The sequence below is a fragment of the Acetivibrio ethanolgignens genome (genome assembly GCF_001461035.1).
In the GTDB taxonomy this organism is placed as follows: Bacteria; Bacillota; Clostridia; order Lachnospirales; family Lachnospiraceae; genus Velocimicrobium; species Velocimicrobium ethanolgignens.
Map to the genome: position 1 here is coordinate 1 of NZ_LNAM01000149.1, position 23039 is coordinate 23039.

General features: G+C 41.9%; 24 protein-coding genes and 1 other annotated feature. Of the genes, 21 read left to right on the forward strand and 3 right to left on the reverse strand.

Going from position 1 to position 23039, the window contains the following annotated elements; genetic code table 11:
- The first annotated feature begins 196 nt into the window (after nt 1-196).
- From ASU35_RS07875 to ASU35_RS07975, 21 genes are all read left to right on the forward strand, one after another.
- Nucleotides 197-709: a nitroreductase family protein gene (locus ASU35_RS07875; RefSeq protein ID WP_058352483.1), complete on the forward strand. Its 513-nt coding sequence runs from the start codon at nt 197-199 to the stop codon at nt 707-709.
- A 282-nt stretch (nt 710-991) separates the two neighbouring features.
- A complete protein-coding gene (locus ASU35_RS07880) occupies nt 992-1585 on the forward strand; it encodes a GNAT family N-acetyltransferase (protein WP_058352484.1) in 594 nt (197 codons plus the stop codon).
- Between the two features lie 209 nt (nt 1586-1794).
- Nucleotides 1795-2058 carry a YabP/YqfC family sporulation protein gene (locus ASU35_RS07885; RefSeq protein ID WP_058352485.1) on the forward strand — a complete coding sequence of 88 codons (264 nt, stop codon included), beginning with the start codon at nt 1795-1797 and terminating at the stop codon, nt 2056-2058.
- A gap of 16 nt (nt 2059-2074) precedes the next feature.
- Nucleotides 2075-3307: a sporulation protein YqfD gene (yqfD, locus tag ASU35_RS07890; protein WP_058352486.1), complete on the forward strand. Its 1233-nt coding sequence runs from the start codon at nt 2075-2077 to the stop codon at nt 3305-3307.
- A complete protein-coding gene (locus ASU35_RS07895) occupies nt 3282-4301 on the forward strand; it encodes a PhoH family protein (RefSeq protein WP_058352487.1) in 1020 nt (339 codons plus the stop codon). The genes yqfD and ASU35_RS07895 overlap by 26 nt, the downstream gene beginning before the upstream one ends.
- A complete protein-coding gene (locus tag ASU35_RS07900) occupies nt 4298-5515 on the forward strand; it encodes an HDIG domain-containing metalloprotein (protein WP_058352488.1) in 1218 nt (405 codons plus the stop codon). The genes ASU35_RS07895 and ASU35_RS07900 overlap by 4 nt, the downstream gene beginning before the upstream one ends.
- Nucleotides 5512-6009 (forward strand): rRNA maturation RNase YbeY, encoded by a 498-nt coding sequence (gene ybeY, locus ASU35_RS07905; protein WP_058352489.1) that lies wholly within the window; start codon nt 5512-5514, stop codon nt 6007-6009. The genes ASU35_RS07900 and ybeY overlap by 4 nt, the downstream gene beginning before the upstream one ends.
- 25 nt (nt 6010-6034) lie before the next feature.
- On the forward strand, nt 6035-7117 hold the full coding sequence (locus ASU35_RS07910; RefSeq protein WP_058352490.1) for a DUF3048 domain-containing protein: 1083 nt from the start codon (nt 6035-6037) through the stop codon (nt 7115-7117).
- Between the two features lie 63 nt (nt 7118-7180).
- The gene (locus ASU35_RS07915) at nt 7181-7783 is read left to right on the forward strand and encodes a BofC C-terminal domain-containing protein (RefSeq protein WP_058352491.1); all 603 of its coding nucleotides are present in this window, start codon (nt 7181-7183) and stop codon (nt 7781-7783) included.
- 12 nt (nt 7784-7795) lie between these two features.
- Nucleotides 7796-8980, forward strand: a complete 1185-nt coding sequence (locus ASU35_RS07920; RefSeq protein ID WP_058352492.1) for an aminoacetone oxidase family FAD-binding enzyme — start codon at nt 7796-7798, stop codon at nt 8978-8980.
- 22 nt (nt 8981-9002) lie between these two features.
- Nucleotides 9003-10634, forward strand: coding sequence for an NAD(P)/FAD-dependent oxidoreductase (locus ASU35_RS07925; RefSeq protein WP_058352493.1), 1632 nt, complete (start codon nt 9003-9005; stop codon nt 10632-10634).
- Nucleotides 10618-11454: a glutamate 5-kinase gene (proB, locus tag ASU35_RS07930; RefSeq protein ID WP_242861231.1), complete on the forward strand. Its 837-nt coding sequence runs from the start codon at nt 10618-10620 to the stop codon at nt 11452-11454. The genes ASU35_RS07925 and proB overlap by 17 nt, the downstream gene beginning before the upstream one ends.
- Nucleotides 11454-11675: a DUF896 domain-containing protein gene (locus ASU35_RS07935; RefSeq protein WP_058352495.1), complete on the forward strand. Its 222-nt coding sequence runs from the start codon at nt 11454-11456 to the stop codon at nt 11673-11675. Before proB ends, ASU35_RS07935 begins: the two co-directional genes overlap by 1 nt.
- Before the next feature lie 6 nt (nt 11676-11681).
- Nucleotides 11682-12257: a 5-formyltetrahydrofolate cyclo-ligase gene (locus ASU35_RS07940; RefSeq protein ID WP_058352496.1), complete on the forward strand. Its 576-nt coding sequence runs from the start codon at nt 11682-11684 to the stop codon at nt 12255-12257.
- Between the two features lie 58 nt (nt 12258-12315).
- Nucleotides 12316-13206, forward strand: coding sequence for a M14 family zinc carboxypeptidase (locus tag ASU35_RS07945; protein WP_058352497.1), 891 nt, complete (start codon nt 12316-12318; stop codon nt 13204-13206).
- A 118-nt stretch (nt 13207-13324) separates the two neighbouring features.
- Nucleotides 13325-14785: an AAA family ATPase gene (locus tag ASU35_RS07950; protein ID WP_058352498.1), complete on the forward strand. Its 1461-nt coding sequence runs from the start codon at nt 13325-13327 to the stop codon at nt 14783-14785.
- Between the two features lie 3 nt (nt 14786-14788).
- A complete protein-coding gene (gene miaB, locus ASU35_RS07955; protein ID WP_058352499.1) occupies nt 14789-16231 on the forward strand; it encodes a tRNA (N6-isopentenyl adenosine(37)-C2)-methylthiotransferase MiaB in 1443 nt (480 codons plus the stop codon).
- A complete protein-coding gene (locus ASU35_RS07960; RefSeq protein WP_058352500.1) occupies nt 16228-17241 on the forward strand; it encodes a S66 family peptidase in 1014 nt (337 codons plus the stop codon). Before miaB ends, ASU35_RS07960 begins: the two co-directional genes overlap by 4 nt.
- A 17-nt stretch (nt 17242-17258) precedes the next feature.
- Entirely contained in the window at nt 17259-17933 is a 675-nt protein-coding gene (locus ASU35_RS07965; RefSeq protein WP_058352518.1) for a response regulator transcription factor, read from the forward strand.
- Complete coding sequence (locus tag ASU35_RS07970) at nt 17930-19327, forward strand: sensor histidine kinase (protein ID WP_058352501.1); 1398 nt, start codon at nt 17930-17932, stop codon at nt 19325-19327. The genes ASU35_RS07965 and ASU35_RS07970 overlap by 4 nt, the downstream gene beginning before the upstream one ends.
- 69 nt (nt 19328-19396) lie before the next feature.
- The gene (locus ASU35_RS07975; protein WP_058352502.1) at nt 19397-19996 is read left to right on the forward strand and encodes a PepSY domain-containing protein; all 600 of its coding nucleotides are present in this window, start codon (nt 19397-19399) and stop codon (nt 19994-19996) included.
- A 45-nt stretch (nt 19997-20041) separates the two neighbouring features.
- On the opposite strand, the gene ASU35_RS07980 is transcribed toward ASU35_RS07975, so the two are convergent.
- Genes ASU35_RS07980 through ASU35_RS07990 form a run of 3 tightly spaced genes read right to left on the reverse strand, consistent with a single transcriptional unit; the run spans nt 20042 to nt 22703 of the window.
- The gene (locus ASU35_RS07980; protein WP_058352503.1) at nt 20042-20815 is read right to left on the reverse strand and encodes an ABC transporter ATP-binding protein; all 774 of its coding nucleotides are present in this window, start codon (nt 20813-20815) and stop codon (nt 20042-20044) included.
- Nucleotides 20793-21671, reverse strand: coding sequence for an ABC transporter permease (locus ASU35_RS07985; protein WP_058352504.1), 879 nt, complete (start codon nt 21669-21671; stop codon nt 20793-20795). The genes ASU35_RS07980 and ASU35_RS07985 overlap by 23 nt, the downstream gene beginning before the upstream one ends.
- 27 nt (nt 21672-21698) lie before the next feature.
- Complete coding sequence (locus ASU35_RS07990) at nt 21699-22703, reverse strand: ABC transporter substrate-binding protein (protein WP_058352505.1); 1005 nt, start codon at nt 22701-22703, stop codon at nt 21699-21701.
- A gap of 71 nt (nt 22704-22774) precedes the next feature.
- Nucleotides 22775-23020: a binding site (T-box leader), on the reverse strand.
- Between the last annotated feature and the right edge of the window lie 19 nt (nt 23021-23039).

Consider the following 23039-nt stretch of genomic DNA (forward strand, 5'->3'; position numbering starts at 1 on the left):
CAGAAAACGAGGTAAAAGTCAGTAAAATTAAGTGTTTTAGCTTAATCAGCAGACACTACCTAAAAAGTGCATTCTTGCCTTTTGAAGAGATTTCTTTATAATTATAGCTGAGGTTAACCTAAAGTTCAACAGTATGCAAAAGAGTTGCTTATATTTTATTTTAAAAGCTTTGGAAGCTTTGGAATGGAGGATTTCTATGTCATTTTTAGAGACAGCAAAACAGAGATATTCAGTTCGCAAGTATATGGATAAGCCAGTGGAAAAGGAAAAGGTGGAACAGATTTTAGAGGCAGCCCATGTGGCGCCTACGGCAGCCAACAGGCAGCCGGTGAAGCTCCTTGTGGTGCAGAGCGAGGAAGGGCTCTCTAAGGTAGGGAAAGCAGCTAATATTTATGAAGCTCCTTTGGCGGTTATTGTATGTGCCGACCACAGTAAGGCATGGACCAGGCCTTTCGATGGCAAAAAGACCACCGATATTGATGCCGCGATTTTAACAGATCATATGATGCTGGAAGCGACGGAATTAGGCTTGGGAACTTGCTGGATCTGTTACTTTAAGCCGGAGGCTGTGAAGGAGGAATTTGGATTGCCGGAGCATCTGGAACCGGTTAATATTCTGGCAGTTGGATATGCCGATGAAGAGCCGGTGGACAGCGACCGCCATGGAAAAATGCGGATGCCGGTGGATGAGCTGGCAGAGCATCGCTAAAAATTCTGCTTTTATAAGAGGAAGAATATGGTTGGAAAGCATTAAAGATTAGAGAATACCGGAATAGGATGATGAAAGGAAATCCTCCCTTTTTGTGTATGATGCAAAAGGGGAGGATGTTTTGCCTTCTTGACGAACAGAAGTATGGACAATATAATTTTGATAATATGATTTACGGATAATAAAGATAGAGATAGAATTAGGAAGAACGCATTAATATGAATTTAATAAAAAAGTGAGAAAAGCGTGCTAACAAGAGAAAAACAAAGATAAATATGGGGGATGAAGGTTATGAAAAACAATGATTTTGAAATAAGAGTTGCAACAGAAGAAGATGCCAGAGAACTCTTAGAAATGTATTCCTATTATGTCACCAGCACGGCCATTACCTTTGAATACGAAGTCCCTTCTGTAGAGGAATTTGCAGGAAGAATCTGCCATGTCCTGGAAAAATATCCGTATCTTGTGGCGGCGTCAGAAGGAAAAATCGTGGGTTATGCCTATGTAAGTCCTTTTAAGGCGAGAGCCGCATATGACTGGGCAGTGGAGACCTCTATTTATGTACATAAAGATAAAAAAGCCATGGGAATCGGAAAAGGGCTTTATGAGGAACTGGAAAAGATTTTAAAAAAGCAGAATATCTTAAATCTGGAAGCCTGCATTGCTTACCCGGATACAGAGGATGAATATCTGACAAAGGACAGTGTGAAATTCCATGAAAAACTTGGATACCGTATGGTGGGGGAATTCCATCAATGCGGTTATAAATTCAACCGCTGGTATAATATGGTCTGGATGGAGAAGCACATCGGGGAGCATAAGGAAGGGCAGGAGCCGGTTAAGAGATTTGGTGAAGTCAGAAGTGAATTTTTCTAATTCAACCGCCAGTTGAAACCCCTAAAAAACCACGTTATTGTATCTGGAAAGAAAGGCTGCTATAGTTAGCTCATAAGCTTATAAAATCGAATGCATTCTGGAAGGAGTTCTCAATTTTGAGAATCCGGCAGGAAATGGAATGTTTGACACAGTACACATTTTTTTACGACAGCATATAATATTAAGAGTATCCTGTTTTGGGAGGCTTTATGGAAAAGATTTCCGATATGATACCATTACCAGGAGATATTCTAGCAGGAGCACCGATTCTGACTGTTGTTGGACACAGAGAGCTTTTTCTGGAGAACTATAAAAATATTATCGAATATACTGGAGATACGATACGGATACAGACAAAAACAGGAAGAATACATATTGAAGGGAAGGCCTTGAATATTAATTATTATACAGAAGATATTATGAAAATTACAGGGACGGTCTATCAGATAAGCTACGGAAATCCGAAACCATGAAATAAGAGGTGACAGGGTGTTAAAGCGATTTGTAACCTGGTGTCTTGGATATGTATGTGTTATTATTTACGGATACTTTCCAGAACGCTTTTTAAATCTGTGCAATGCCAGAAAAATAAAACTTTGGAATGTGGGCAGGACAGAGAAGGGATATATTCTGTCTATGTCGGTTAAAGACTATAAAAAGCTTCGGCCGATTGTAAGAAAAACGAAGACAAGACCCTGGATTTTAAAAAAAAGAGGGCTTCCCTTTGTACTAAAAAGGCTTCGGCCGAGAGTGGGACTCTGGGCGGGAGCTCTTTTGTTTGCAGCACTGATTTATGGATATTCCCAGTTTATCTGGTCAGTGGAGATATCGGGTCAGTACAGCCATACCAGCGTAGAGCTTAAAAAGTATCTAAAATCTCTGGAGGTATATCCAGGGACAAGAAAGGCTTTGCTTGACTGTACTGGAATTGAAGAATCCTTGCGAAAGGAATATAAGGATATCGGCTGGGTTTCAGCAGAAATCCGGGGAAGCAAAATGCTGATACGAATCCGGGAGACAAATCTTGCGAAGGAAAAAAAGAAAGAAGGAGCTCCAGCTCATCTGATTGCTCCAGCATCAGGGGAGATAGCCTCTGTTATTGTCAGAAAGGGAACCTTGACCGTACGAAAGGGAGATAAGGTAGAAGCAGGAGATATTCTTATTAATGGTGTCGTTGACATTGTGGGAGACAATGAGCTTCTTTTGCGAAAGGAAGCGGTAGAGGCAGACGGTGATATTTATTTAAACACCTGGATTTCTTATCATCAGGAATATCCTTTGAAGTATAAAAGGAAGGAATATACGGGAAAAATAAAGAAAAAATATACTATCCGGTGCCTGGGCTATGAAATTTCTTTCGATAATCCATTAAAATCTTTGGAAAATTGGACACAGTATGATATAATAGGTAAAAGGAGCATTTTGTATTCGCCGGTAGAGCTTGTGACAACGGAGTATCGGGAGTATAGAAAAAAAGATGCCGTCTATTCTGAAAAAGAGATTACGCAGATGGCAAAGGACTGGTTTACTGTTTATCTTAAAGAGCTTGAAGAGAAAAAAATAAAGGTTTTAGATAACCAGGTAAAGCTTACAGTGACGGCGGATAAATGTATTGCTGCTGGCTCCTTATATGTATCAGAGCCGGTACAGACCTATCGGAAAATTACAGACAATGAGTGGAGGAATATAGAAACCGATGAGTATAGTAGAAACAATAATTGATATACCAGCAGAGCATGAAAGAAATGTGTTTGGTGACATTGATGCTTATTTAAAGCTGATAGAAAGGACTTTAAATGTAACTCTTGTTTCAAGGGATGGACAGCTTAAGGTTCTAGGGGACGGTATTCGTGTTGCTAAGGCAAAAAGCGTATTTGAGACACTTTTAGAGCTTTCTAAACGGGGAACCCAGATACAGGAGCAGAATGTAAGCTATGCACTCTCTCTGTGTTTTGAGGACAAGGAAAATTCCCTTCTTTCAATAGATGAGGATTTAATCTGCCATACGATTCAGGGCAAGCCAATCAAGCCAAAGACTCTGGGACAGAAAAAATATGTTGATTTAATCCGGGAAAAGATGATTGTATTTGGAATCGGACCAGCTGGTACCGGAAAGACTTATCTGGCTATGGCTATGGGCATTAAGGCCTTTAAGAATGACGAGGTCAGCCGGATTATTCTGACTCGTCCAGCCATTGAAGCAGGAGAAAAGCTGGGCTTTCTGCCGGGAGACTTGCAAAGTAAGGTAGACCCTTATTTGCGGCCCTTATATGATGCCCTGTATCAGATTATGGGACCGGATAGTTATGCCAAAAATGCAGAAAAGGGGCTAATCGAGGTGGCTCCATTGGCTTATATGCGAGGACGTACTCTAGACAATGCCTTTATTATTCTGGATGAGGCACAGAATACCACACCAGCCCAGATGAAGATGTTTTTGACCCGTATTGGCTTTGGCTCCAAGGTTATCATCACTGGTGACCTGACCCAGAAGGATTTACCAGGGAATACAGGCTCCGGTCTTGAAGAGGCAATTAAGGTTTTAAATAAAATAGAGGATATTGGCTTTGCATATCTGACCAGCCAGGATGTGGTGCGGCATCCTCTGGTACAGAAAATCGTCAAGGCCTATGATGCTTACGAGTCTAAGGAGCTTAAGAAAAAAGAGAGAAGAGCCGTTGAAAATAAAAGGAAATATAAGAGGACAGAGAGATGAGGCTTAAAAAAGAACTATTCAGCATTTTTCTGATTTTAGCAACCCTTTTGGGAATGGCTGGCTTTGCTTTGACGAAGGATACGGTATGGACAGAGCTTATTAAGCCGTATGGTATGACGATGGCTTTGCTTTTTGTATTTACCAGCTTTTTGCGAAATGATAAGCTTTCAGATATTTGGAACAGAAACCAGATGCTTCTCGGGTGTATCTGTTATCTGTTTTCTGTATTACTAATCAGTCTTTTGCCGGAAGCCTATCTTTTTAACTGGTGGATTGCCGGACCGGTAGTTGCGGCATTGTATATTCATTTATATTTTGGACTTGCAATGCAGGGCATTTTGACGCTTCTTTTGTGCGGGCTGTATGGCTACAGCATTGAAAATTTAATATTTTATGGAATCATTGGAACGATTCTTTGTGTACTGACAAGATATATGACAACTCTGATAAGTTTTTTCTATGTCCTGATTATAGCACTTTCGTCGAATCTGACTTTAATTTTTATTATGAATAATCTGGCATGGAAGCAGTCGACCAGTAAAAGTGCAATATATTCACTGTTTTCTACTTTGGTTGTAGTAGCTGCTGCTTATTTACTGCATCATGGTGTGAAGGAAGAACCGGTACAGCTGGGAGAAAGGGTGGAGAAGGCAGAGACAGTACTGGCAGAAGAGACTTCACAGGAGGAGAGAATTTTAGAGATACTTTCTGAGAGTTTTCCGCTTCGTAAGAGGCTTTTGGAGTATTCCGAGAGCTTATATGCCCATTCCTTACATATCAGCAGCTTGGCACAGGAGGCAGCCCTTTGCATTGGCTGCCGTGATAAGGTGGTACAGGCTGGCGGCCTTTATCATGAGATTGGAAGAATTGCTGGAAGAGACTATATTGAAGAGGGGGTAAAGCTAGGAGTAGAGTTTGACCTTCCTCAGCCGGTAATTGATATTATCCGCCAGCACAATTCCAAATATGAAAAGCCACAGAGTGTAGAAGCCGCAGTGGTTATGATTACAGACAGTATTGTTTCTACCATTGAGTATATGGAAAAGGAACAAAAAGGGAAAAATGTGCAGGTATCTGCAGCGAAGATAATTGAACAGATTTTTGATATTCGGTTTAAAAAGGGCACCTTGGATGAGTCTGGCATGGATATCCGCAATTATAAAAAGCTCAAGGAATTTTTTCAAAATGAGTATAGTAAGGGAGCAAAAGCATGACAATACAAATTGAATGTGAATGTAAGGAAACACCGGAGTTTGATTATGAGGAACTGCTTTGCAGAGTTATTGAGGCGAGTCTGGATGAAGAGGGCTGTCCTTATGAGGCTGAGGTTAATGTGGTTCTGACAGATAACGAGGAGATTCACAGAGTTAATAAGGAATTCCGGAATATTGACCAGCCAACTGATGTGTTATCCTTTCCGATGCTTGAGTATGAGGTTCCAGGCAACTTTGATTTTTTAGAGGAACGTGATGACTGCTTTCATCCGGAGAGCGGAGAGCTTTTGCTGGGGGATATCATAATTTCAGTGGAGCGGGCTTTGGAACAGGCGGTAGAATATGGACATTCTCTGGAAAGAGAGATGGCATTTCTGACAGTCCACAGTGTTCTTCATCTATGTGGCTACGACCATATGGAGGAGGAGGAACGGCTAATCATGGAGGAAAAACAACGGCTGATTTTAGATAAGCTGAGAATCACTCGTGATTAAAAATGTAGAACAAGGAGAAGGATGTATGAAAAAATTTAGTGTGAGATTTTTGGGAACTATCCTTTTAGTAGCGGCATTGACCGGCTGTCAGAAAAAGGAAGAAAGCAATACGACAGCGGAGGTAGCACCGGTAGCGACAGGGCAGGAAGAGCTTCCTGCAGAGACACCGAAGCCGGAGGAAAACCATGAGGGAGAGGCTCAGAGCCTTCTGACCGGATTGTGGATTCCTAAAGAGGAGGCTTCCTTACGTCCCTATGCAGTTATGTTCAATAATATTGAATATGCAAGCCCGCAGAGTGGCACCTCTGAAGCGTCTATCCTTTATGAAGCTTTGGCAGAGGGCGGTATTACCCGTCTGATGGGAATTATTGAAAAGCCTTCCTCGGAGCGGATTGGATCTGTCCGCAGTGCCAGACATTATTTTGTCAGCGTAGCTGAGGAATATGATGCGATTTTCGTTCATTATGGACAGACAAAATATGCTTTGAGTAAAATTTCCGAACTGAAGGTAAATAATTTAAGCGGTCTGGAAGCTATTGGGACAACAGTGTTTTACAGGGACAAGAGTATTAAGGCTCCTCACAATGCCTTTGCAAGTGCAAAGGGAATTTTTGAGGGAACGAAGAAAAAGGATTACCGTACGGAATATAGAGAGGATTTGTGTAAGCATTTTAATTTTTATGAGAAGGATACACAGCTAGAAGGAGAAAATGCTAATCATATAAAGCTTGGTTTTTCCAGCTCTGCGAATCCATTTTTTGACTATAATAAGGAAGAAGGCTTATACTATAGAGGGCAGTTTGGTAAGGAACATATAGATGCTAATACGGGTGAACCGCTTGCCTTTAAAAATATTATTGTCCAGCTGGTAGAAGAAAAAAATATTGATTCCAATGGTTATCAGACAATTAATTTTGAAAATGCCACCGGAAAGGGTTATTATATTACGAATGGCAAGGTACAGGAGATTACCTGGGAAAAGAATGAGTCCGGTAAGGCAATGAGGTATCTGGATACCGATGGAAGGCTGTTAAGCATCAATCCGGGTAAAACCTATGTGGCCCTGTATCCTACCTATCGGATGGAAAATTTAAGTATTAGTGAATAGGAATAGATAAGAAAAAACTGGAAATAATAGAGACTATCCAGCTTACAGAAATGAGGTTATAGCATGAAACGGATAGTATTCTATGTTTTTAGTTTTTTTCTTGCTGTAGGAGTACTGACAGGTGCTTATTACTATAGCTATCAAAAGGCAGCAAAGCATGCCAGGGAGAATACAAATATTATAGAGGCTGAGCAAATAAAGGAGGCCGACACTAGAAAGCAGGATATTGTCTGGCCGGATACGGAATGTGTTCTGGAAATCTATGACAAGGGAACTGGTCAGCAGGTGAAGGGAAAGCTCTTTGATAGAGAGGATATTCTTGGAAAAAACAGGGAAGAGCTGATAGAGTATCTTTCGGCATATATGGAAGAGCTACCGTTAGAGGAGTTTCAGAAGGGACTTTTATCCTATGAGCTTTTGTCCTTTTCAGCAGACAGGATAGTGCTTCGGAAAACCTATGACAGCGGACAGGTCGGCTATGAGTATTATATTGCAGTCTTTGACAATGAGGTTGTAGTGTATTATAGTGATAAAAAGACAGTATATGAATATACTGGGATTTCTGTAACGAATCTTCCGGAAATAGAGCTTAGAAAGCTGAATTATGGTATTTACGTTAAAAATCAGGAGGAGCTTTATGGAATTCTGGAGAACTATTCGAGCTAAGGAGGAGTTTTCATGGCAGCCACGAGGGATGTAATCGTAGTCGGCGGTGGTGCTTCCGGTATGATGGCAGCTATCTGGGCGGCAAGACAGGGCTGCCAGGTAACCGTACTGGAAAAAGAAGAAAAACCAGGACGAAAGCTTTTGGCAACCGGCAATGGAAAATGTAATTTTACAAATGAATATCAGAGTATGGATTGCTACTATAGCCAGGACAAAGAAACGGCTGCCAGCATTTTAAAACAGTTTGATAAAGAAAAAACCGTGAATTTTTTCCGGGAGCTGGGGATATTCCCGACAGTGAAAAATGGGTACTATTATCCCCATTCCGGACAGGCTGAGTCTGTAGTACGGCTTTTTTTGCAGGAGCTTTCACGGCTTAAAGTAAAAGTAAAATGTGGCGAGCAGGTAAAAGCTATTTCTGGCTCCATAGAGAGTGGGTTTTGTGTTAAAACAGCTACATATGCCTATGAAGGAAAACGGGTTATCCTAGCGGCAGGAGGCAGGGCTTCGTCCATTCTGGGAAGTGATGGAAGTGGATACAGACTGGCCAGGGAGCTCGGACATAGTGTCACTAAATTGTATCCGGGACTTACGGGGCTTTTATCAAAGGAGCTGTTTTTCCCTAAAATCTCGGGGGTAAGAGCTCAGGCAGAGCTTATTCTCTTGATAGAGGGCGAAGCTGTGAAAAAAGAGACAGGTGAGGTTCAGCTGACATCCTACGGGCTATCTGGTATCCCGGTATTTCAGCTGTGCCGTACTGCCTGTGAGGCTCTAGAGCAAGGGAAGAGAACGGAGCTTCTGGCAGATTTCCTTCCTGAGCTTACAGAGGAAGAATTTTTAGAATATATCGAAGAATTAGGAAAAAGGAACCCAGGTCTTGAAAAAAAAGAGCTGTATGCAGGAATTTTTGATAGAAAGCTGGCACAGGTACTGGCAGATAAGGGCATCTATGGTGGAAAGGTTCTTTATGTACCAATTCATGGGAGCCGTGGTTTTGAGCAGGCCCAGGTAACAGCAGGCGGTGTTTCTCTTACAGAGGTCAGTGAAGCTACGATGGAGTCTAAAAGGGCATCGGGTGTCTATCTTACCGGAGAGCTTTTGGATGTAGATGGTATCTGTGGTGGCTACAATCTGCAGTGGGCCTGGTCTACCGGGTATCTGGCAGGCCTTTGGGCAGGGAAAAGCATAGACAGATAGGAAAGGCTTAGGAGGAAAATAAATGATACGCATATCACAGCTTAGGATAAGCATAGATAAGATAGATACCAGTGATTTTGTAAGGGAGCAGGTCGTTGTCAGAAATGCAGTGCGAAAGCAGCTTAAGCTGGCATCAGAAGAGCTATTGGACTGTTATATTATAAAACGTTCCCTGGATGCCCGGAAAAAAGAGGATATCCATTATAGCTATGTAGTAGAGGCTTTGGTAGCAAATGAGGGAAAAGTTTTAAAAAATAAACGATTAAAGGGCATGGAACCGGCAGTGAAAAAGGAGCCTGTGGCCTTTACCTTTGGTGAAGAAACGCTTTTACACAGACCAGTAGTAGCCGGCTTTGGGCCAGCTGGGATGCTTTGTGCCCTGGAGCTTTCCAGAGCAGGCTATCGACCCATTGTAATAGAACGGGGCGAGTGTATAGAAAAGCGAGTGGAGAAGGTAGAACATTTCTGGCAGACCGGAGAGCTGGATGCAAACTGTAATGTCCAGTTTGGTGAAGGTGGTGCAGGAACCTTTTCTGATGGCAAGCTTAATACAATGGTAAAGGATAAGTTTGGAAGAGGACAGCATGTACTTAGGATCCTTGCTGAATTCGGTGCACCTCAGGAAATCTGCTATATGAACAAGCCACACATCGGTACAGACCGATTGAGGCAGGTAGTAAAAGGAATCCGTGAAGAAATCCTTCGCCTAGGCGGAGAGATACGCTTCTCCACCCAGCTTACTGATATCCGGGTAGAAGAAGGAAGTCTTGGAGCTATTGAGCTTAATCATGAGGTATGGCTTGACTGTCAGGTGCTGGTGCTGGCTATTGGTCACAGTGCTAGAGATACCTTTTCCATGCTTTTAAAAAGGCAGCTTCCGATGGAGGCAAAATCCTTTGCGATTGGAGTGCGAATCGAGCATGAGCAGGAGCTTATTAGCAAGGCCCAGTATGGTGAGGCTTATCGACGACTCCCGGCGGCAGATTACAAGCTGACTCATCAGGCAGCTAATGGCAGGGGCGTCTATTCCTTTTGCATGTGTCCTGGCGGCTTTGTTGTAAATGCCTCTTCAGAGCCGGAGCATCTGGTGGTAAATGGTATGAGCAATCATGACAGGAGCGAACGGAATGCAAACTCAGCGATGATTGTAACTGTGACACCAGAGGACTATGGCGGCGAAGGTCCTCTTGCCGGAGTAGAATTTCAGAGAAAATGGGAAAGACAGGCCTTTTTAGCTGGAAAAGGAAAGGTGCCGGTGCAGACCTTCCGGGATTTTGAAAATAATGTACCTTCCGTTACTCTTGGCAGGGTGATACCAGATTTAAAGGGAGACTATGAGCTTTCTAATGTCAGGGAATGTCTGCCGGATTATGTGGCAGAAACGATTATAGAGGGTGTACATGCCTTTGATAAAAGGATACAGGGCTTTGGAGACGGAGAGGCTGTTGTCTCAGGCGTGGAAACCAGAACCTCATCTCCGGTACGGATTCTCCGTAAGGAGGGACTTCAGTCTGAGATAAATGGCATTTACCCTTGTGGAGAAGGTGCTGGTTATGCTGGCGGTATCATGTCAGCAGCTATGGATGGACTGAAGGTTTTTGAAGCAATTGCAGGAAAATACAGAAATGAGGATAAAGATGAGAAGTTTAAATGAAAAAAAACGAATTGTAGTAAAGCTAGGAACCTCGACCTTGACCCATGAGGCTACCGGTGAGCTGGATTTAATCAAAATGGAGAAGCTGGTGCGGATTTTGACAGATCTTAACAATCAGGGAAAAGAGATTGTTGTCGTATCCTCCGGAGCGATTGGTGTAGGAAGAAAGGCTATTGGTCTTAAGGAGCGACCAAAGGAGCTTTCAGTGCGTCAGGCTTGTGCAGCCATTGGACAGGCAAGGCTTATGATGGTATATCAGAAGCTGTTTATTGAATATAATCAGATTACCGCACAGATTTTAATGACAAAATATACTATGATAAATGACAGAAACCGGATCAATGCACAAAACACCTTCCGGGAACTGCTACATATGGGAGTGATACCGATTGTCAACGAAAATGATACGGTATCTACCGATGAAATTGAGTTTGGTGATAATGATACACTGTCAGCAATCGTAGCGGCCTTGATTGGGGCTGATCTTTTGATTCTCATGTCGGATATTGATGGCCTGTATACCGATGATCCAAGGAAGAATCCAGAGGCAGAATTTGTAAAGGTTGTAGAGCAGATTGACGATAAGCTGATTCAGATGGGAAAGGATACCAATGGAAGCCTTGGAACCGGGGGTATGGCGACAAAGATATCCGCAGCACGGATTGCAACGGATTCCGGTGCAGATATGGTGATTTCCAATGGTAATGATATTATGAATATCAGCCGTATTATGGAGGGTGAAGAGGTAGGTACGCTTTTTAAGGCATGTAAGAATCAGGATTTCAGACTATTAGATTATATTCAGGAGGGTCACAACTAATGGATGAGGCTATGATTAAGAGAATCAATGAATTATATCACAAATCAAAGAATACAGGGCTTACTTCAGAGGAGAAGATAGAACAGGCAGATTTACGAAGTGAGTATATTAAGGCAGTTCGTCAGAATTTAAAAAGCCAGTTAAATAATATTTCTTTGTTAAATCCGGATGGAACGATTACGGATTTAAGTGACAAAGACCCGGATAAGAAAAGAGAATAGTAGAAAATGGAGAAAAAAGAAGTTCGCAGGAAGTACAGACAGTATCGGGATGGACTTACAGAAAAGGAACGTAAACAAAAGAGTTTAGCTATAAAGCAGGGGCTTTTTGCATCTGAAATGTTTTTAGAGGCAGAAGCATTGTATACCTATGTTTCCTATGGTACAGAGGTCGAGACAAAAGGGATTATCAAAGAAGCACTGGCAGCCCAAAAGCGTGTTTTTGTGCCAAAGGTATATAAGGAACGCCGAATGGAGTTTTTTGAAATACATTCCTTGGAAGAGCTGGGATCTGGGTTTCGTGGAATTTTAGAACCGGAAGAGCAAATAGACGCACTGGCTTCTCCGGAGCTTGCAAATAAAGAGCTGATGCTTCTTCCGGGACTGGCTTTTGATATGAGTGGAAACCGTCTTGGCTACGGTGGAGGTTATTATGATGCCTATCTGGCACGTTTCTCAAGGCACTGTTTTTTCCGGCTGGGGCTTTGCTTTGAATGTCAGCTTTTAAAAGAGGCTTCCTGGCAGATAGAGGCAAGAGATGCAATGGCCGATACTATCCTGACGGAAAATGGATTTATAAGATAAGCACTCCATACCTTCTTTTTGCGTATACTGCGAGAAAGAGACTTTGAAAGAGGTCTGTATGGAACGAAATCTATATAGCTATGAACAGCTGAAAAAGAATTGTGAGGAGCTGTCAAAGCAATATAAGGGCTTTATAAAAAAGGTAAGCATAGGAAAATCCTGGGACAATAGAGAGATTCCCATGCTTATTTTAGGCTCTGGCAGGAAGATTGTCTTGTTAAGCGGTGGTGTCCATGGAAGAGAATCTATTAATCCGGCTGTTCTTGTCCGAATGGCAGACCGCTATGCCTGCCTTACCAGAAACCATTTGTCTGCCAGGAACATTTGCTTTGAAAGCTGGTTTCAGGAGCATTCCCTTCTTATTGTTCCACTGGTAAATCCGGATGGCTATGAAATTGCCCTCAAGGGCTTTGCTGCAATAAAAAATAGTCGGCTCCGTCTTAAGTGTAAGGAAAAAGCCGTTGCTATGAAAATTCCGGCATCGGAATGGAAGTATAATGGCAGGGCAGTAGACATTAACCGGAATTTTCCGTGTAAAAGCTGGATACAGGAAAGTATCGGTGATATACCGGCCAGTGAACGGGAAACAAAAGCATTGATGCAGGTTTTTCAAAAATACAGACCAGAATTATATCTGGACTATCATTCCAGGGAAAGAAGTATTTACTATTACCGGCAGGCAAAGGAAGCGGCGTATAACGAGCGGCAGAGGCTTTTGGCGGAGGAGCTTTCTCATTTCACAGGTTATCGTCTCAAGGAGCCGGGATTGGAAATTGAATCCGGAGACAGAGGGGGAAATACGGTTCACTATGCCTCGGAATATGGTAACTGCCCGGCATTTACCATAGAAACTGTATGGGAAGAAGAAGCTTTTCCTCTGAGAGCAGAGCTTCAGGAGGAGGTTTTAAGAGAAATCTGGCTTACTCCTTTTATTAGAATTAATCATTGACGGAATAAGCTATCCATAGGTATAATGAAAAAGCAAAAATAGAGATTTTTGTTATAATGGTATGTATGGTGGGTGGTGAAACCAGAAAACTTCATAACTTGAAAGGAAGTGCTTCATTATGAGAATAGTTGATAAAGATAATTATAATGAGTATATACAGTCAGATAGAGATACCTTTAATGAAAGTTGGAAGCAAAGAGATTTTGTAAGTGATGTTAAGGATTACGTACAAAGTAGTGTTAGAAAGGTGTTGATTGTAAGTGGGTTACGTGGTACCGGAAAAACAACTGGTATTATTCAGGTACTTAAAGATGTAGATGGTGTGTACGTATGTGCAGAAAAATCAAATGATGTAGATGCAAAAGGATATAAGGAATTTATTTTGTCCCGTCCAGAAAAAGTCATTATGCTTGATGAATATACCTGGATTAAGAATCGCAGAGAATATGAACTAGATGAGTTGCTGGATAATTTAGTAAATCATGGAAAAAGAGTAATTATTACAGGAACGGAATCTTTGAGCCTTGAAGCATTAAAGTCAGGACCTCTTATTCATAGAGCAATAACGATTCATACAACATTCTTATCATTCAATGAATATTGCAGACTTAACGACATGCCTATGTCGTTAGAAACTTGCGATTTATATCTTAAGCAAGGTGGTGTATTTGAAGAATATGCAACTTCAAATTTTTCTACAATGGCTTCGTATATTCAGAATGCTATTATTGACAATCTAAAGGCGTATATTGTAGAAATAATGCCTGGATTTGATATGGCTAAAATAAGTAATATTGTATATTCAATTTTTTATAAATCTATAAAAGATATAATGGATACAAAAATTCCAGTTAGGGATAATTCAATTAAGTCTTTAGATAATCTTACAAGATTAGGAATTGAAATAGAAGATACGTTAGCTCCATTCGATGTTGCACAGGTAAGTAATATTTTAGAGCAGGCGGGTGTTATCGTTAAAATTCCTAATTTAGTTCCCAGAAAAGAAAAAGCGGCAAGTTTTGGACTAAGTAAAGATGAGAGGACATATATTGTTAATCCTTCATTAACATGGCAGTTATTATGTAGTATTTACGATGAAAAAGTTCTGGGAAACGATTTGCTTGGATTTGTGTATGAGTCAACATGCATGGTCGATATGTATCATCATAAACTAGCAGACGACAAAATTTATTTTTTGGAAAATAATCAAGACGGAAGGAACTATGAACTAGATTTTGTTATTACACAGTCAGAAGGTTCCGGACATCAGATTTCATATTTATTTGAATGTAAACATGCTGCTGTAATTAATTTAAATACAGAAAAGGGAAAAAAGTGGACGATTGCAAATGGTATAGCTGAACATATCATTAATGAGATCTTTCCCGAGGGAGAAATCGGAGGAAAGTATATTATTCATCCTGGGGAATGTAGTCTTCAAAATGTAAATGAAAGTGAAGTGTTAGTGATTGACCAAGGGGAGTATCTACGTAATTATTATAATTTCGAAGACAATAAAAGAAAAATTGCTTCAGGTCTTGTTGAATCAAGGCTACCGAAGCTAAATAAAAGGAGATAAAAAATGTTTGAAATAAATATAGATGAAATTGATTTAACAAAGCAGCCGCCAATAGAAGAACCACAGCGCCAATATTATTTTATGGCAAAAGCCAGGAAGCTGGTTAAAGAGTTGGAGCAAAAGCTTGGTCGTAAACCAAGTTCCCATGTCTCAACCTTTGGCTGCCAGATGAATGCCAGGGACTCTGAAAAGCTGACCGCCATATTAGAAATGATTGGCTATCAGATGACTGAGGAGGAAACTGCCGATTTTGTTATTTACAATACCTGTACCGTTAGGGAGAATGCAAACCAGAAGGTATATGGACATCTGGGCTATTTAAAGAAGCAGAAGGAGAAAAATCCACATATGCTGATTGGCCTTTGCGGCTGCATGATGCAGGAGGAAGCAGTCGTTGAAAAGCTGAAGCATAGCTACCGGTTTGTAGATTTGATTTTTGGAACCCATAATATTTTTAAATTTGCTGAGCTTTTATCAAACCGTCTGGAAAGCAAGGGTATGATTATTGATATCTGGAAGGGAACAGATACGATTGTTGAGGATTTGCCAAGTGAGAGAAAGTATCCCTTTAAAGCAGGTGTTAATATTATGTTTGGCTGCAATAATTTCTGCAGCTACTGTATCGTACCTTATGTCAGAGGCCGGGAGAGAAGCCGGAATCCAAGGGATATTATCCGGGAAATAGAAGGCCTGGCAAAGGATGGCGTTGTTGAGATTATGCTGCTGGGACAGAATGTAAACTCCTATGGAAAGACTCTTTCAGAGCCAATGAGCTTTGCCGAGCTTCTGAAAGAGGTAGAAAAGATAGAAGGTATCGAAAGAATCCGTTTCATGACCTCCCATCCAAAGGATTTGTCCGATGAGCTGATTGAAGTTATGAAAAATTCTAAAAAAATCTGTACCCATCTTCACCTTCCGGTACAGTCAGGAAGCAGCCGGATTTTAAAGATTATGAACCGGAAGTATGACAAGGAGCATTATTTAAAGCTGGCGGAGAAGATAAAAGCAGCAGTTCCGGATATTGCCTTGACAACAGACATTATTGTAGGCTTTCCAGGGGAGACAGAAAAGGATTTTGAAGAAACCATGGATGTAGTGAGAAAGATACGCTACAGTACGGCATTTACCTTTATTTATTCCAAACGAACCGGTACACCGGCAGCTAAAATGGAGGAGCAGGTGCCGGAGGATGTGGTAAAGGAACGGTTTAATCGTCTGCTTACCGAGGTACAGACAATCGGTGCCGAAGAGGCAAAAAAGGCAGAGGGAAAAGAGGATTATGTTCTGGTAGAGGAAGAAAACAGCCAGCTTGCAGGCTATATGACAGGACGCTTAAGTAATAATATGCTGGTACATTTTCCAGGCAGCCAGGAGCTTTTAGGTAAGCTTATTAAGGTAAGACTTAAGGAATGTAAAGGATTTTACTATATAGGAGAACGTGTATGAGATATCCTGAATTTTTAAAAAAGGGCGACAAAATTGGAGTGACAGCACCCTCCGATGGTAATAAAAAGGAAACTGATTTTATCCGTCTGGATAACGGAAAGGACAAGCTGGATCGGCTGGGGTTTCCAGTCATAGAGACGGCTTCTGTCAGAAAAAGTGAAAGGGGTAGAAGTGCCGATGGGAAGACAAGGGCCGAGGAGCTTATGTCTCTTGTAGAAAACCCGGAGATAAAGGCAGTGATTTCTGCTAAGGGCGGCGATTTCCTATGTGAAATGCTTCCTTTCCTGGATTACGAAAAAATCAGCCGGAATCTGAAGTGGTATCAAGGCTTTTCTGATAATACCGGCCTTGTATTTCCAATTACGACGAAATGTGATATTGCAACCATCTATGGCAATAACTTTAATGATTTTGGCATGGGTGAATGGCATGAGGCTGTTATTAATAACTTTGAGATCCTGCAGGGGAACCTCGTGGAACAGGAAAGCTTTGATTTCTATGAGGATGGCTTTTATGATAAGGTAACCGGTCTGGAGGGGTATCAGGAGGATAAGCCGGTAGAATGGAAGCTTGCGGGTACAGCCAGTGAGATTACGATAAAGGGACGGCTTCTGGGTGGATGCCTTGATGTACTTTTAGACCTGGTAGGGACAAGCTATGAGGATGTTGCCGGCTTTAATGAACGGTATGCCAAAGATGGCGTTTTATGGTATCTGGAAAGCTTCGATTTAGGAAGTGAGGCGATGGTAAGAGCCCTGTGGCACCTTCGGGAGGCTGGATGGTTCTCCCGTGTTAATGGCTTTGTTTTTGGACGGCCCTGTATGTTCCATACTTATACCGGTACGACCTATGAGGAAGCCGTTTTGTCTGTGCTGGGTGACTTAAACAAGCCGATTATTTTTCAGGCAGATATTGGACATAAGGCACCACAGTTTACAATTATCAATGGAACCTATGGTACAGTATGGTGCAGTGGTGGAAAAGGAAGGCTTCGGATGGAGCTTCGATAATGGAGGGAAAATCTGGTATGAGGCTTTTATTAGCAGAGGATGAGAGGGATTTAAACCATATTTTAACAAAAAGGCTGACGAATGATGGCTACTCCGTAGACAGTTGTTTTAATGGAGAGGAAGCCCTGGAATTTTTGAATGTGGCAGAATATGATGCGGTAATCTTGGACATTATGATGCCTAAGGTTGATGGTCTGGAGGTATTGAAACGCATAAGAAGTGCCGGGAAGGACACGCCGGTTATCTTTCTGACGGCAAAGGATGCTATTGAGGATCGTGTCCTTGGCTTGGATAGCGGGGCTAATGATTATCTGGTGAAACCATTTTCTCTGGAGGAGCTTCGGGCCAGGCTCCGGGTTTTACTGCGAACCCAACGTGGTGCTGTAAAAAATGAGCTTATAGTTGCTGATTTGGTGCTGGACTGCAATACACAAAAGGTTACCCGGGGTGGAAAGGAAATTGTTCTTTCAGCAAAGGAATATGCCCTGCTGGAGTATATGATGCATAATGCAGGGGTGATATTATCCCGGGAAAAAATTGAAAACCATATCTGGAATTTTGATTATGAAGGCGGTACCAATGTTGTGGATGTATATATCAGCTATCTCAGGAAAAAGATAGATGAAGGACAGGAAAAGAAGCTGATTCACACTGTCCGCGGCAGAGGCTATGTACTACAGGAGGATATATGAAAGGATGGTCCATTCGCTGGAAGATAACGCTTTGGTTTTCCACAGCTATTGTTTTAGTGACAGCTTTGGCGGTTTTTTCGGAGCTGACAATCAGTGGTTCTGTACTACAAAAGGGAATACGAGACCGGATGATTGAAATTGTCGAAAACAATGTTGATGAGGTTGAATTTTATGAAACTCATGATGCTACGGAGGAGGATACAGATTTATATATTGATTATGGGGAAGGCTTTCTGGAAATTGATGATGATTTTCTGGACGTTGTAAATGGCGTTTATACAGCTTTGTATGAGGAAAATAGAACCCTTTTGTATGGAGAAAATCCGGTAGCAAGGGTTTCTGAAAATCTGGCTTTTTTGAATGGGAAAATTCAGACGGTAACGGACAAAGGGATAAAATATTATGTCTATGACCGTCATCTGGAGGGGAAAAATCTGGAGGGGCTGTGGCTTAGAGGAATTGTTTCTGAAGCGGATGGAACAGAACAGATTCATTTTCTTGCCAGGCTTTCACTGATTTTACTTCCCGGATTCTGTTGCCTAGCTGTAATCAGCGGCTATTGGGTTGCCGGCTACTGTCTGCGGCCGATTAATCAGATACAGGCTACGGTGGACAGTATCCGGGAAGGTGATGATTTAGGCAGAAGAATCAATATAGGAAAGGGAACAGATGAGCTTCACTGGCTGGCAAATACCTTTGATGAGATGTTTGACCGTATTGAAACTGTTTTCCATCAGCAAAAGAAGTTCACCTCCGATGCTTCTCATGAGCTTAGAACTCCGATTTCCGTTATTTTATCCCAGTGCGAATATTCATTAGGCGAGCCGCAGAGGCAGGAGGAGTATATTGAGGCTCTGGAGCTGATTGAAAGACAGGGACGGAAGATGTCTGTTATGGTGAATGAGCTTTTGACAGTGACCCGCTTAGAGCAGAATAAAGGTAATGTTGAAATGGAGCTCATAGACCTTTCCCAGCTGACAGAAACGATTTGCCAGGATATGGCTTTGATTCGTGAAAAAGATATTTGTCTGGAAAGTGATATTGAACGAGGTATTTCTATACAGGGAAATATATCACTGCTTACAAAGCTTTTAAGCAACCTGATTGTAAATGCCTATCGATATGGAAGGCCAGAGGGTCATATTTATGTCCGATTGACTCAGGTGGAAGATGAAATTCAGCTATCTGTGGCTGATGACGGTATTGGAATTGCCAAGGAGGAGCTTCCGCAGATATGGAACCGGTTTTATCAGGCAGACACTTCCCGGGGCAGTCAGGGAAGTGGACTGGGGCTTTCCATTGTAAAGGAAATCTCTTCTCTTCATCATGGAAAAATGACGGTAGATTCGAAGCTGGGAGAAGGCAGTGTATTTATTTTTCATTTGAAAAAATAAGTAGCTTCTAATGTTTCTCTAATCTTTCTTTGCTATAATGCAGATAACAAAGAAAAAGGAGGCTATTTTATGAAGAATAGAAATAAGAAAGTTGTAACAGGTGTTTTATTAGCAATGGCTCTGTTTGCTTCAACAGCAGCATTTCATGGGGAGGCATCTGCAGCTCCTGTGGATGCAAAGAGTATGGCAACGGAATCAAATGCTTCATCAAAGACAACAAATAAGAAGAAGGTTATTGGTACTTCAGCAGCAAAAAAGAAGGCTTTATCAGATGCGTCTTTAAAAGCAGCTGATGTAACCTTTACTAAGGCAAAGCTTAAAACAGATGATGGAATCCGTTATTATGATATTGAATTTTACACCAGCAGTGCAGAATATGAGTATGAGGTTCATGCCTACACCGGAAAAATTCTGGAAAAGGATGTAGAAAAGGTAAAAAAGACAACAAGTAAAAAATCCTATATCGGTGTGAGCAAAGCAAAAGAGATTGCTCTAAAGGATGCAGGACTCACTGCTTCTAAGGTTGATTTTGTTAAGGCAAAGCTGGATAAGGATGATGGCAGACGGGTTTATGAGGTTGAATTCTACCAGGGAAATATGGAATATGATTATACCATTGACGCCTATACCGGAGAAATCCTGGAATGGGATACAGAGTATGATGATTAATTGAAATGATGAAAAGAGAAGCCGGAGAAAGCTCCGGCTTCTTCTTTAATTTCCAAGCTCAATGCTGATTTCATTAAATTTATCTAACACCTCATTTAATTCTACCTTCTGCTTTTCTTCGCCATCCTTATCCATAATGGCTTCACCCTGATGCATCATCAGAAGGCGGTTGCCATATTGGAGGGCAAATTTCAGGTTATGGGTTACCATAATGGTGGTAAGCTTCTTTTTTTCAACAATTTCATTAGTAAGCTCCATAATATTGTCAGCGGTCTTTGGGTCCAGGGCAGCAGTATGCTCATCCAGAATCAGGATGTCATGGGGTGTGAGAGTAGCAGTAATAATAGCCAGAGCCTGCCGCTGGCCGCCGGAAAGATTCTTTACCTTGTCATTCAGACGGTTTTCCAGTCCCAGATGGAGCTGTTCTAACTGGGTGCGGTAAAAGTCAAGCCTATCCTTATTAATGGCATGGCCAAAGCCATAGGCCTTACCCTTGTTGTCAGCAAGAGCCATATTTTCCAGAATGGAAAAGGAGCCGCAGGAGCCTCTGGAAGGGTCCTGGTAAACTCTGGCGATATAGGAGGCTCGTTCAAAATCCTTAACCTTTGTAATATCCTTATCATTTAAAAGAATCTGTCCGCTGTCAGGAATCAGGGTTCCACACAAAAGATTCAGCATCGTAGATTTACCGGAGCCGTTGCTTCCAATGACAGAGATAAAGGCATCCTTTTTTACAGTCAGATTAAAATGCTGAAAAAGTATCGTTTCATCCGGAGTACCGGGATAAAAGGTCTTATTAATGTTTTCCAGCTTTAGCATAATTTTTTCCTCCTTTTTTTGCCATGTCATTTCCTACTAAAGCAGCAAGGAAGATAAAGGCCATTAATAATTTCAGATAATTTGGATTAAAATTCAGGTTCAGGGCGATGGATAGGCAGGCCTTGTATAAAATGGAGCCTAAAAATACAACCGTAGTTCCTTTTATCAAAGGAAGCTTGCCAAAAATGGAAATACCAATAATAACAGAAGCAAGTCCCATGACCAGCATACCATTTCCGGAGTTTACATCAAAGCTTCTCTGCTGCTGGCACAGAATGGAACCGGCAGTAGCGGCTAATCCATTACAAAGCATGAGCCCAAGGATTTTTACCTTTCCAGGGTTTTTACCCATCATGGTAACCATGGAAGCATTATCACCAACCGCACGAAGTAAAAGACCGGATTTTGTCTTTAAGTACAAATCCAAAAGCATCTTGATTACCAATGCACAGAGAAAAATCAATAAAAGTGTATTAGGTGCTGCAGTAAAAATCGTAGTTTTACTGGCAATTGGAAGAATAGCCTTGCCACCGGCCAGCATCAGATTGACAGAATACAGACCGGTCATGGTAATGATACCAGCCAGAAGGTCCTTGATGCCGAATACAACATGAAAGATACCAGTCAGAAGGCCAGCCAGACATCCGGCAACAAAAGCGGCAGCAATGGCAAGCCATGGATTGGCTCCGGCTGCAATCAGCATAGCGGTGACAGCAGAGCCTAAAGGAAAGGTGCCATCGACCGACAAATCCGGAAAATCCAGAATACTGTAGGTGATGTAAATACCCAGGGCCATGATACCGTAAATCAGGCCCTGTTCTAAAATTCCTTCAAAGATTGATAAAAATACTTCCATGGGAAAAATCCTCTTTTCTTGTTCGTTTTATTCGTCAGCAGCTAAATAGCTGATATTGCTTTTATATTCTTCTGGAACGGTAATTCCGTAGAAAGCAAGGGCTTCCTGATTTGCTACCGGAAGAGAGTCCGAAATAACTTCTACCGGAATCCCAGCAGGATTTTCGCCCTTTAACACTCTTGCTGCCATCTTACCAGTTTTCTCACCTAAAGCAAAGTAGTCGATGTTCTGGGCAGCGACACAGCCCTTCTTTACCTGCTCTTCCTCGGAACCAAATACCGGGATACCAGCATCCTGGGCCTTTGCAAGAACAGTTTCCAGATTGTTGACTACATTGTTATCGGTAAAGTTGTTGATAACATCGCATTTAGTAACGAGAGTATCCATAGCAAGAGGAATTTCGCTCTGGTTGCTGACACCAATGGCTTCGATTGTAAAGCCATATTTCGGAGCAAGCTCCTTAAACTTTTCCAGATGGGTAAGAGAATTTACTTCGCTGGTGGTATAGAGAATACCAATGGTTTTAGCCTCTGGAAGAAAGTCACGAATCATTTTCATCTGTGGCTCTAATGGAAGAGCATCGGAGGTTCCGGTACAGTTGGTGCCAGGCTCCTCTAAGGAGGCTACGATTTCAGCGGCAACCGGGTCAGAAACAGCGGTGAATATAACAGGAATCTGGCTTTCCTGTGTAGCGTTGAAGGCCGCCATAGCAGTAGGAGTAGCGATAGCTCCGATTAAGTCGTATTTTTTGGAAACAAAGGTTTCACTAATCATCGTTGCATTGCTTGGTTCGCCCTCTGCGTTTTTATAGTCGATTACAAGATTTTCTCCCTCTACAAAGCCTTCAGAAGCAAGACCGGCAATAAAGCCCTCCCGGCAGTTGTCCAGAGAGCCGTGAGGTGCAATCTGGGAGATACCGATGGTATAGGCAGGGGATGCCGTAGAAGTGCTGCTGGCGGTCTGGTTTCCACAGCCGGTAAGGGAAGCTGCACATAACATAGTAGCGAGTAAGATAGCGATTGATTTTTTCATAAAATTGTCCTCCATTCTTGTTGGACCGTTGAATAAGGTAAGATGGTGAAATAAAAAAAACTCCTATCCCTGTATGGGACAAGAGTTATATCCTGCGGTACCACCCAAATTGACAGCCTGTGCTGTCCACTTAGTTCTTATGCTATCACATAAGCTCATTGATAAAGGGTTGAGTTCCCTGCAAAGCCTACTTGGGAAAATCCGGTTCAGTCTGCCCTCAAAAGTCCATTCCAATCATGCCTGTATGCAACCTCTCAGCAACGGCCGCTCTCTGTAATACGGTGTATCATTGTACTCGTCTTTTTCAACGGTTTGATTTGTTAAGTTGGTATTCAT

Bases quoted from the DNA above. Each gene is read 5' to 3' on its own strand.
- ASU35_RS07875 (WP_058352483.1), top strand. From the start codon at position 197: ATGTCATTTTTAGAGACAGCAAAACAGAGATATTCAGTTCGCAAGTAT.
- ASU35_RS07880 (WP_058352484.1), top strand. From the start codon at position 992: ATGAAGGTTATGAAAAACAATGATTTTGAAATAAGAGTTGCAACAGAA.
- ASU35_RS07885 (WP_058352485.1), top strand. From the start codon at position 1,795: ATGGAAAAGATTTCCGATATGATACCATTACCAGGAGATATTCTAGCA.
- ASU35_RS07895 (WP_058352487.1), top strand. From the start codon at position 3,282: ATGAGTATAGTAGAAACAATAATTGATATACCAGCAGAGCATGAAAGA.
- ASU35_RS07900 (WP_058352488.1), top strand. From the start codon at position 4,298: ATGAGGCTTAAAAAAGAACTATTCAGCATTTTTCTGATTTTAGCAACC.
- ybeY (WP_058352489.1), top strand. From the start codon at position 5,512: ATGACAATACAAATTGAATGTGAATGTAAGGAAACACCGGAGTTTGAT.
- ASU35_RS07910 (WP_058352490.1), top strand. From the start codon at position 6,035: ATGAAAAAATTTAGTGTGAGATTTTTGGGAACTATCCTTTTAGTAGCG.
- ASU35_RS07915 (WP_058352491.1), top strand. From the start codon at position 7,181: ATGAAACGGATAGTATTCTATGTTTTTAGTTTTTTTCTTGCTGTAGGA.
- ASU35_RS07920 (WP_058352492.1), top strand. From the start codon at position 7,796: ATGGCAGCCACGAGGGATGTAATCGTAGTCGGCGGTGGTGCTTCCGGT.
- ASU35_RS07925 (WP_058352493.1), top strand. From the start codon at position 9,003: ATGATACGCATATCACAGCTTAGGATAAGCATAGATAAGATAGATACC.
- proB (WP_242861231.1), top strand. From the start codon at position 10,618: ATGAGAAGTTTAAATGAAAAAAAACGAATTGTAGTAAAGCTAGGAACC.
- ASU35_RS07935 (WP_058352495.1), top strand. From the start codon at position 11,454: ATGGATGAGGCTATGATTAAGAGAATCAATGAATTATATCACAAATCA.
- ASU35_RS07940 (WP_058352496.1), top strand. From the start codon at position 11,682: ATGGAGAAAAAAGAAGTTCGCAGGAAGTACAGACAGTATCGGGATGGA.
- ASU35_RS07945 (WP_058352497.1), top strand. From the start codon at position 12,316: ATGGAACGAAATCTATATAGCTATGAACAGCTGAAAAAGAATTGTGAG.
- ASU35_RS07950 (WP_058352498.1), top strand. From the start codon at position 13,325: ATGAGAATAGTTGATAAAGATAATTATAATGAGTATATACAGTCAGAT.
- miaB (WP_058352499.1), top strand. From the start codon at position 14,789: ATGTTTGAAATAAATATAGATGAAATTGATTTAACAAAGCAGCCGCCA.
- ASU35_RS07960 (WP_058352500.1), top strand. From the start codon at position 16,228: ATGAGATATCCTGAATTTTTAAAAAAGGGCGACAAAATTGGAGTGACA.
- ASU35_RS07965 (WP_058352518.1), top strand. From the start codon at position 17,259: ATGAGGCTTTTATTAGCAGAGGATGAGAGGGATTTAAACCATATTTTA.
- ASU35_RS07970 (WP_058352501.1), top strand. From the start codon at position 17,930: ATGAAAGGATGGTCCATTCGCTGGAAGATAACGCTTTGGTTTTCCACA.
- ASU35_RS07975 (WP_058352502.1), top strand. From the start codon at position 19,397: ATGAAGAATAGAAATAAGAAAGTTGTAACAGGTGTTTTATTAGCAATG.
- ASU35_RS07980 (WP_058352503.1), bottom strand. From the start codon at position 20,815: ATGCTAAAGCTGGAAAACATTAATAAGACCTTTTATCCCGGTACTCCG.
- ASU35_RS07985 (WP_058352504.1), bottom strand. From the start codon at position 21,671: ATGGAAGTATTTTTATCAATCTTTGAAGGAATTTTAGAACAGGGCCTG.
- ASU35_RS07990 (WP_058352505.1), bottom strand. From the start codon at position 22,703: ATGAAAAAATCAATCGCTATCTTACTCGCTACTATGTTATGTGCAGCT.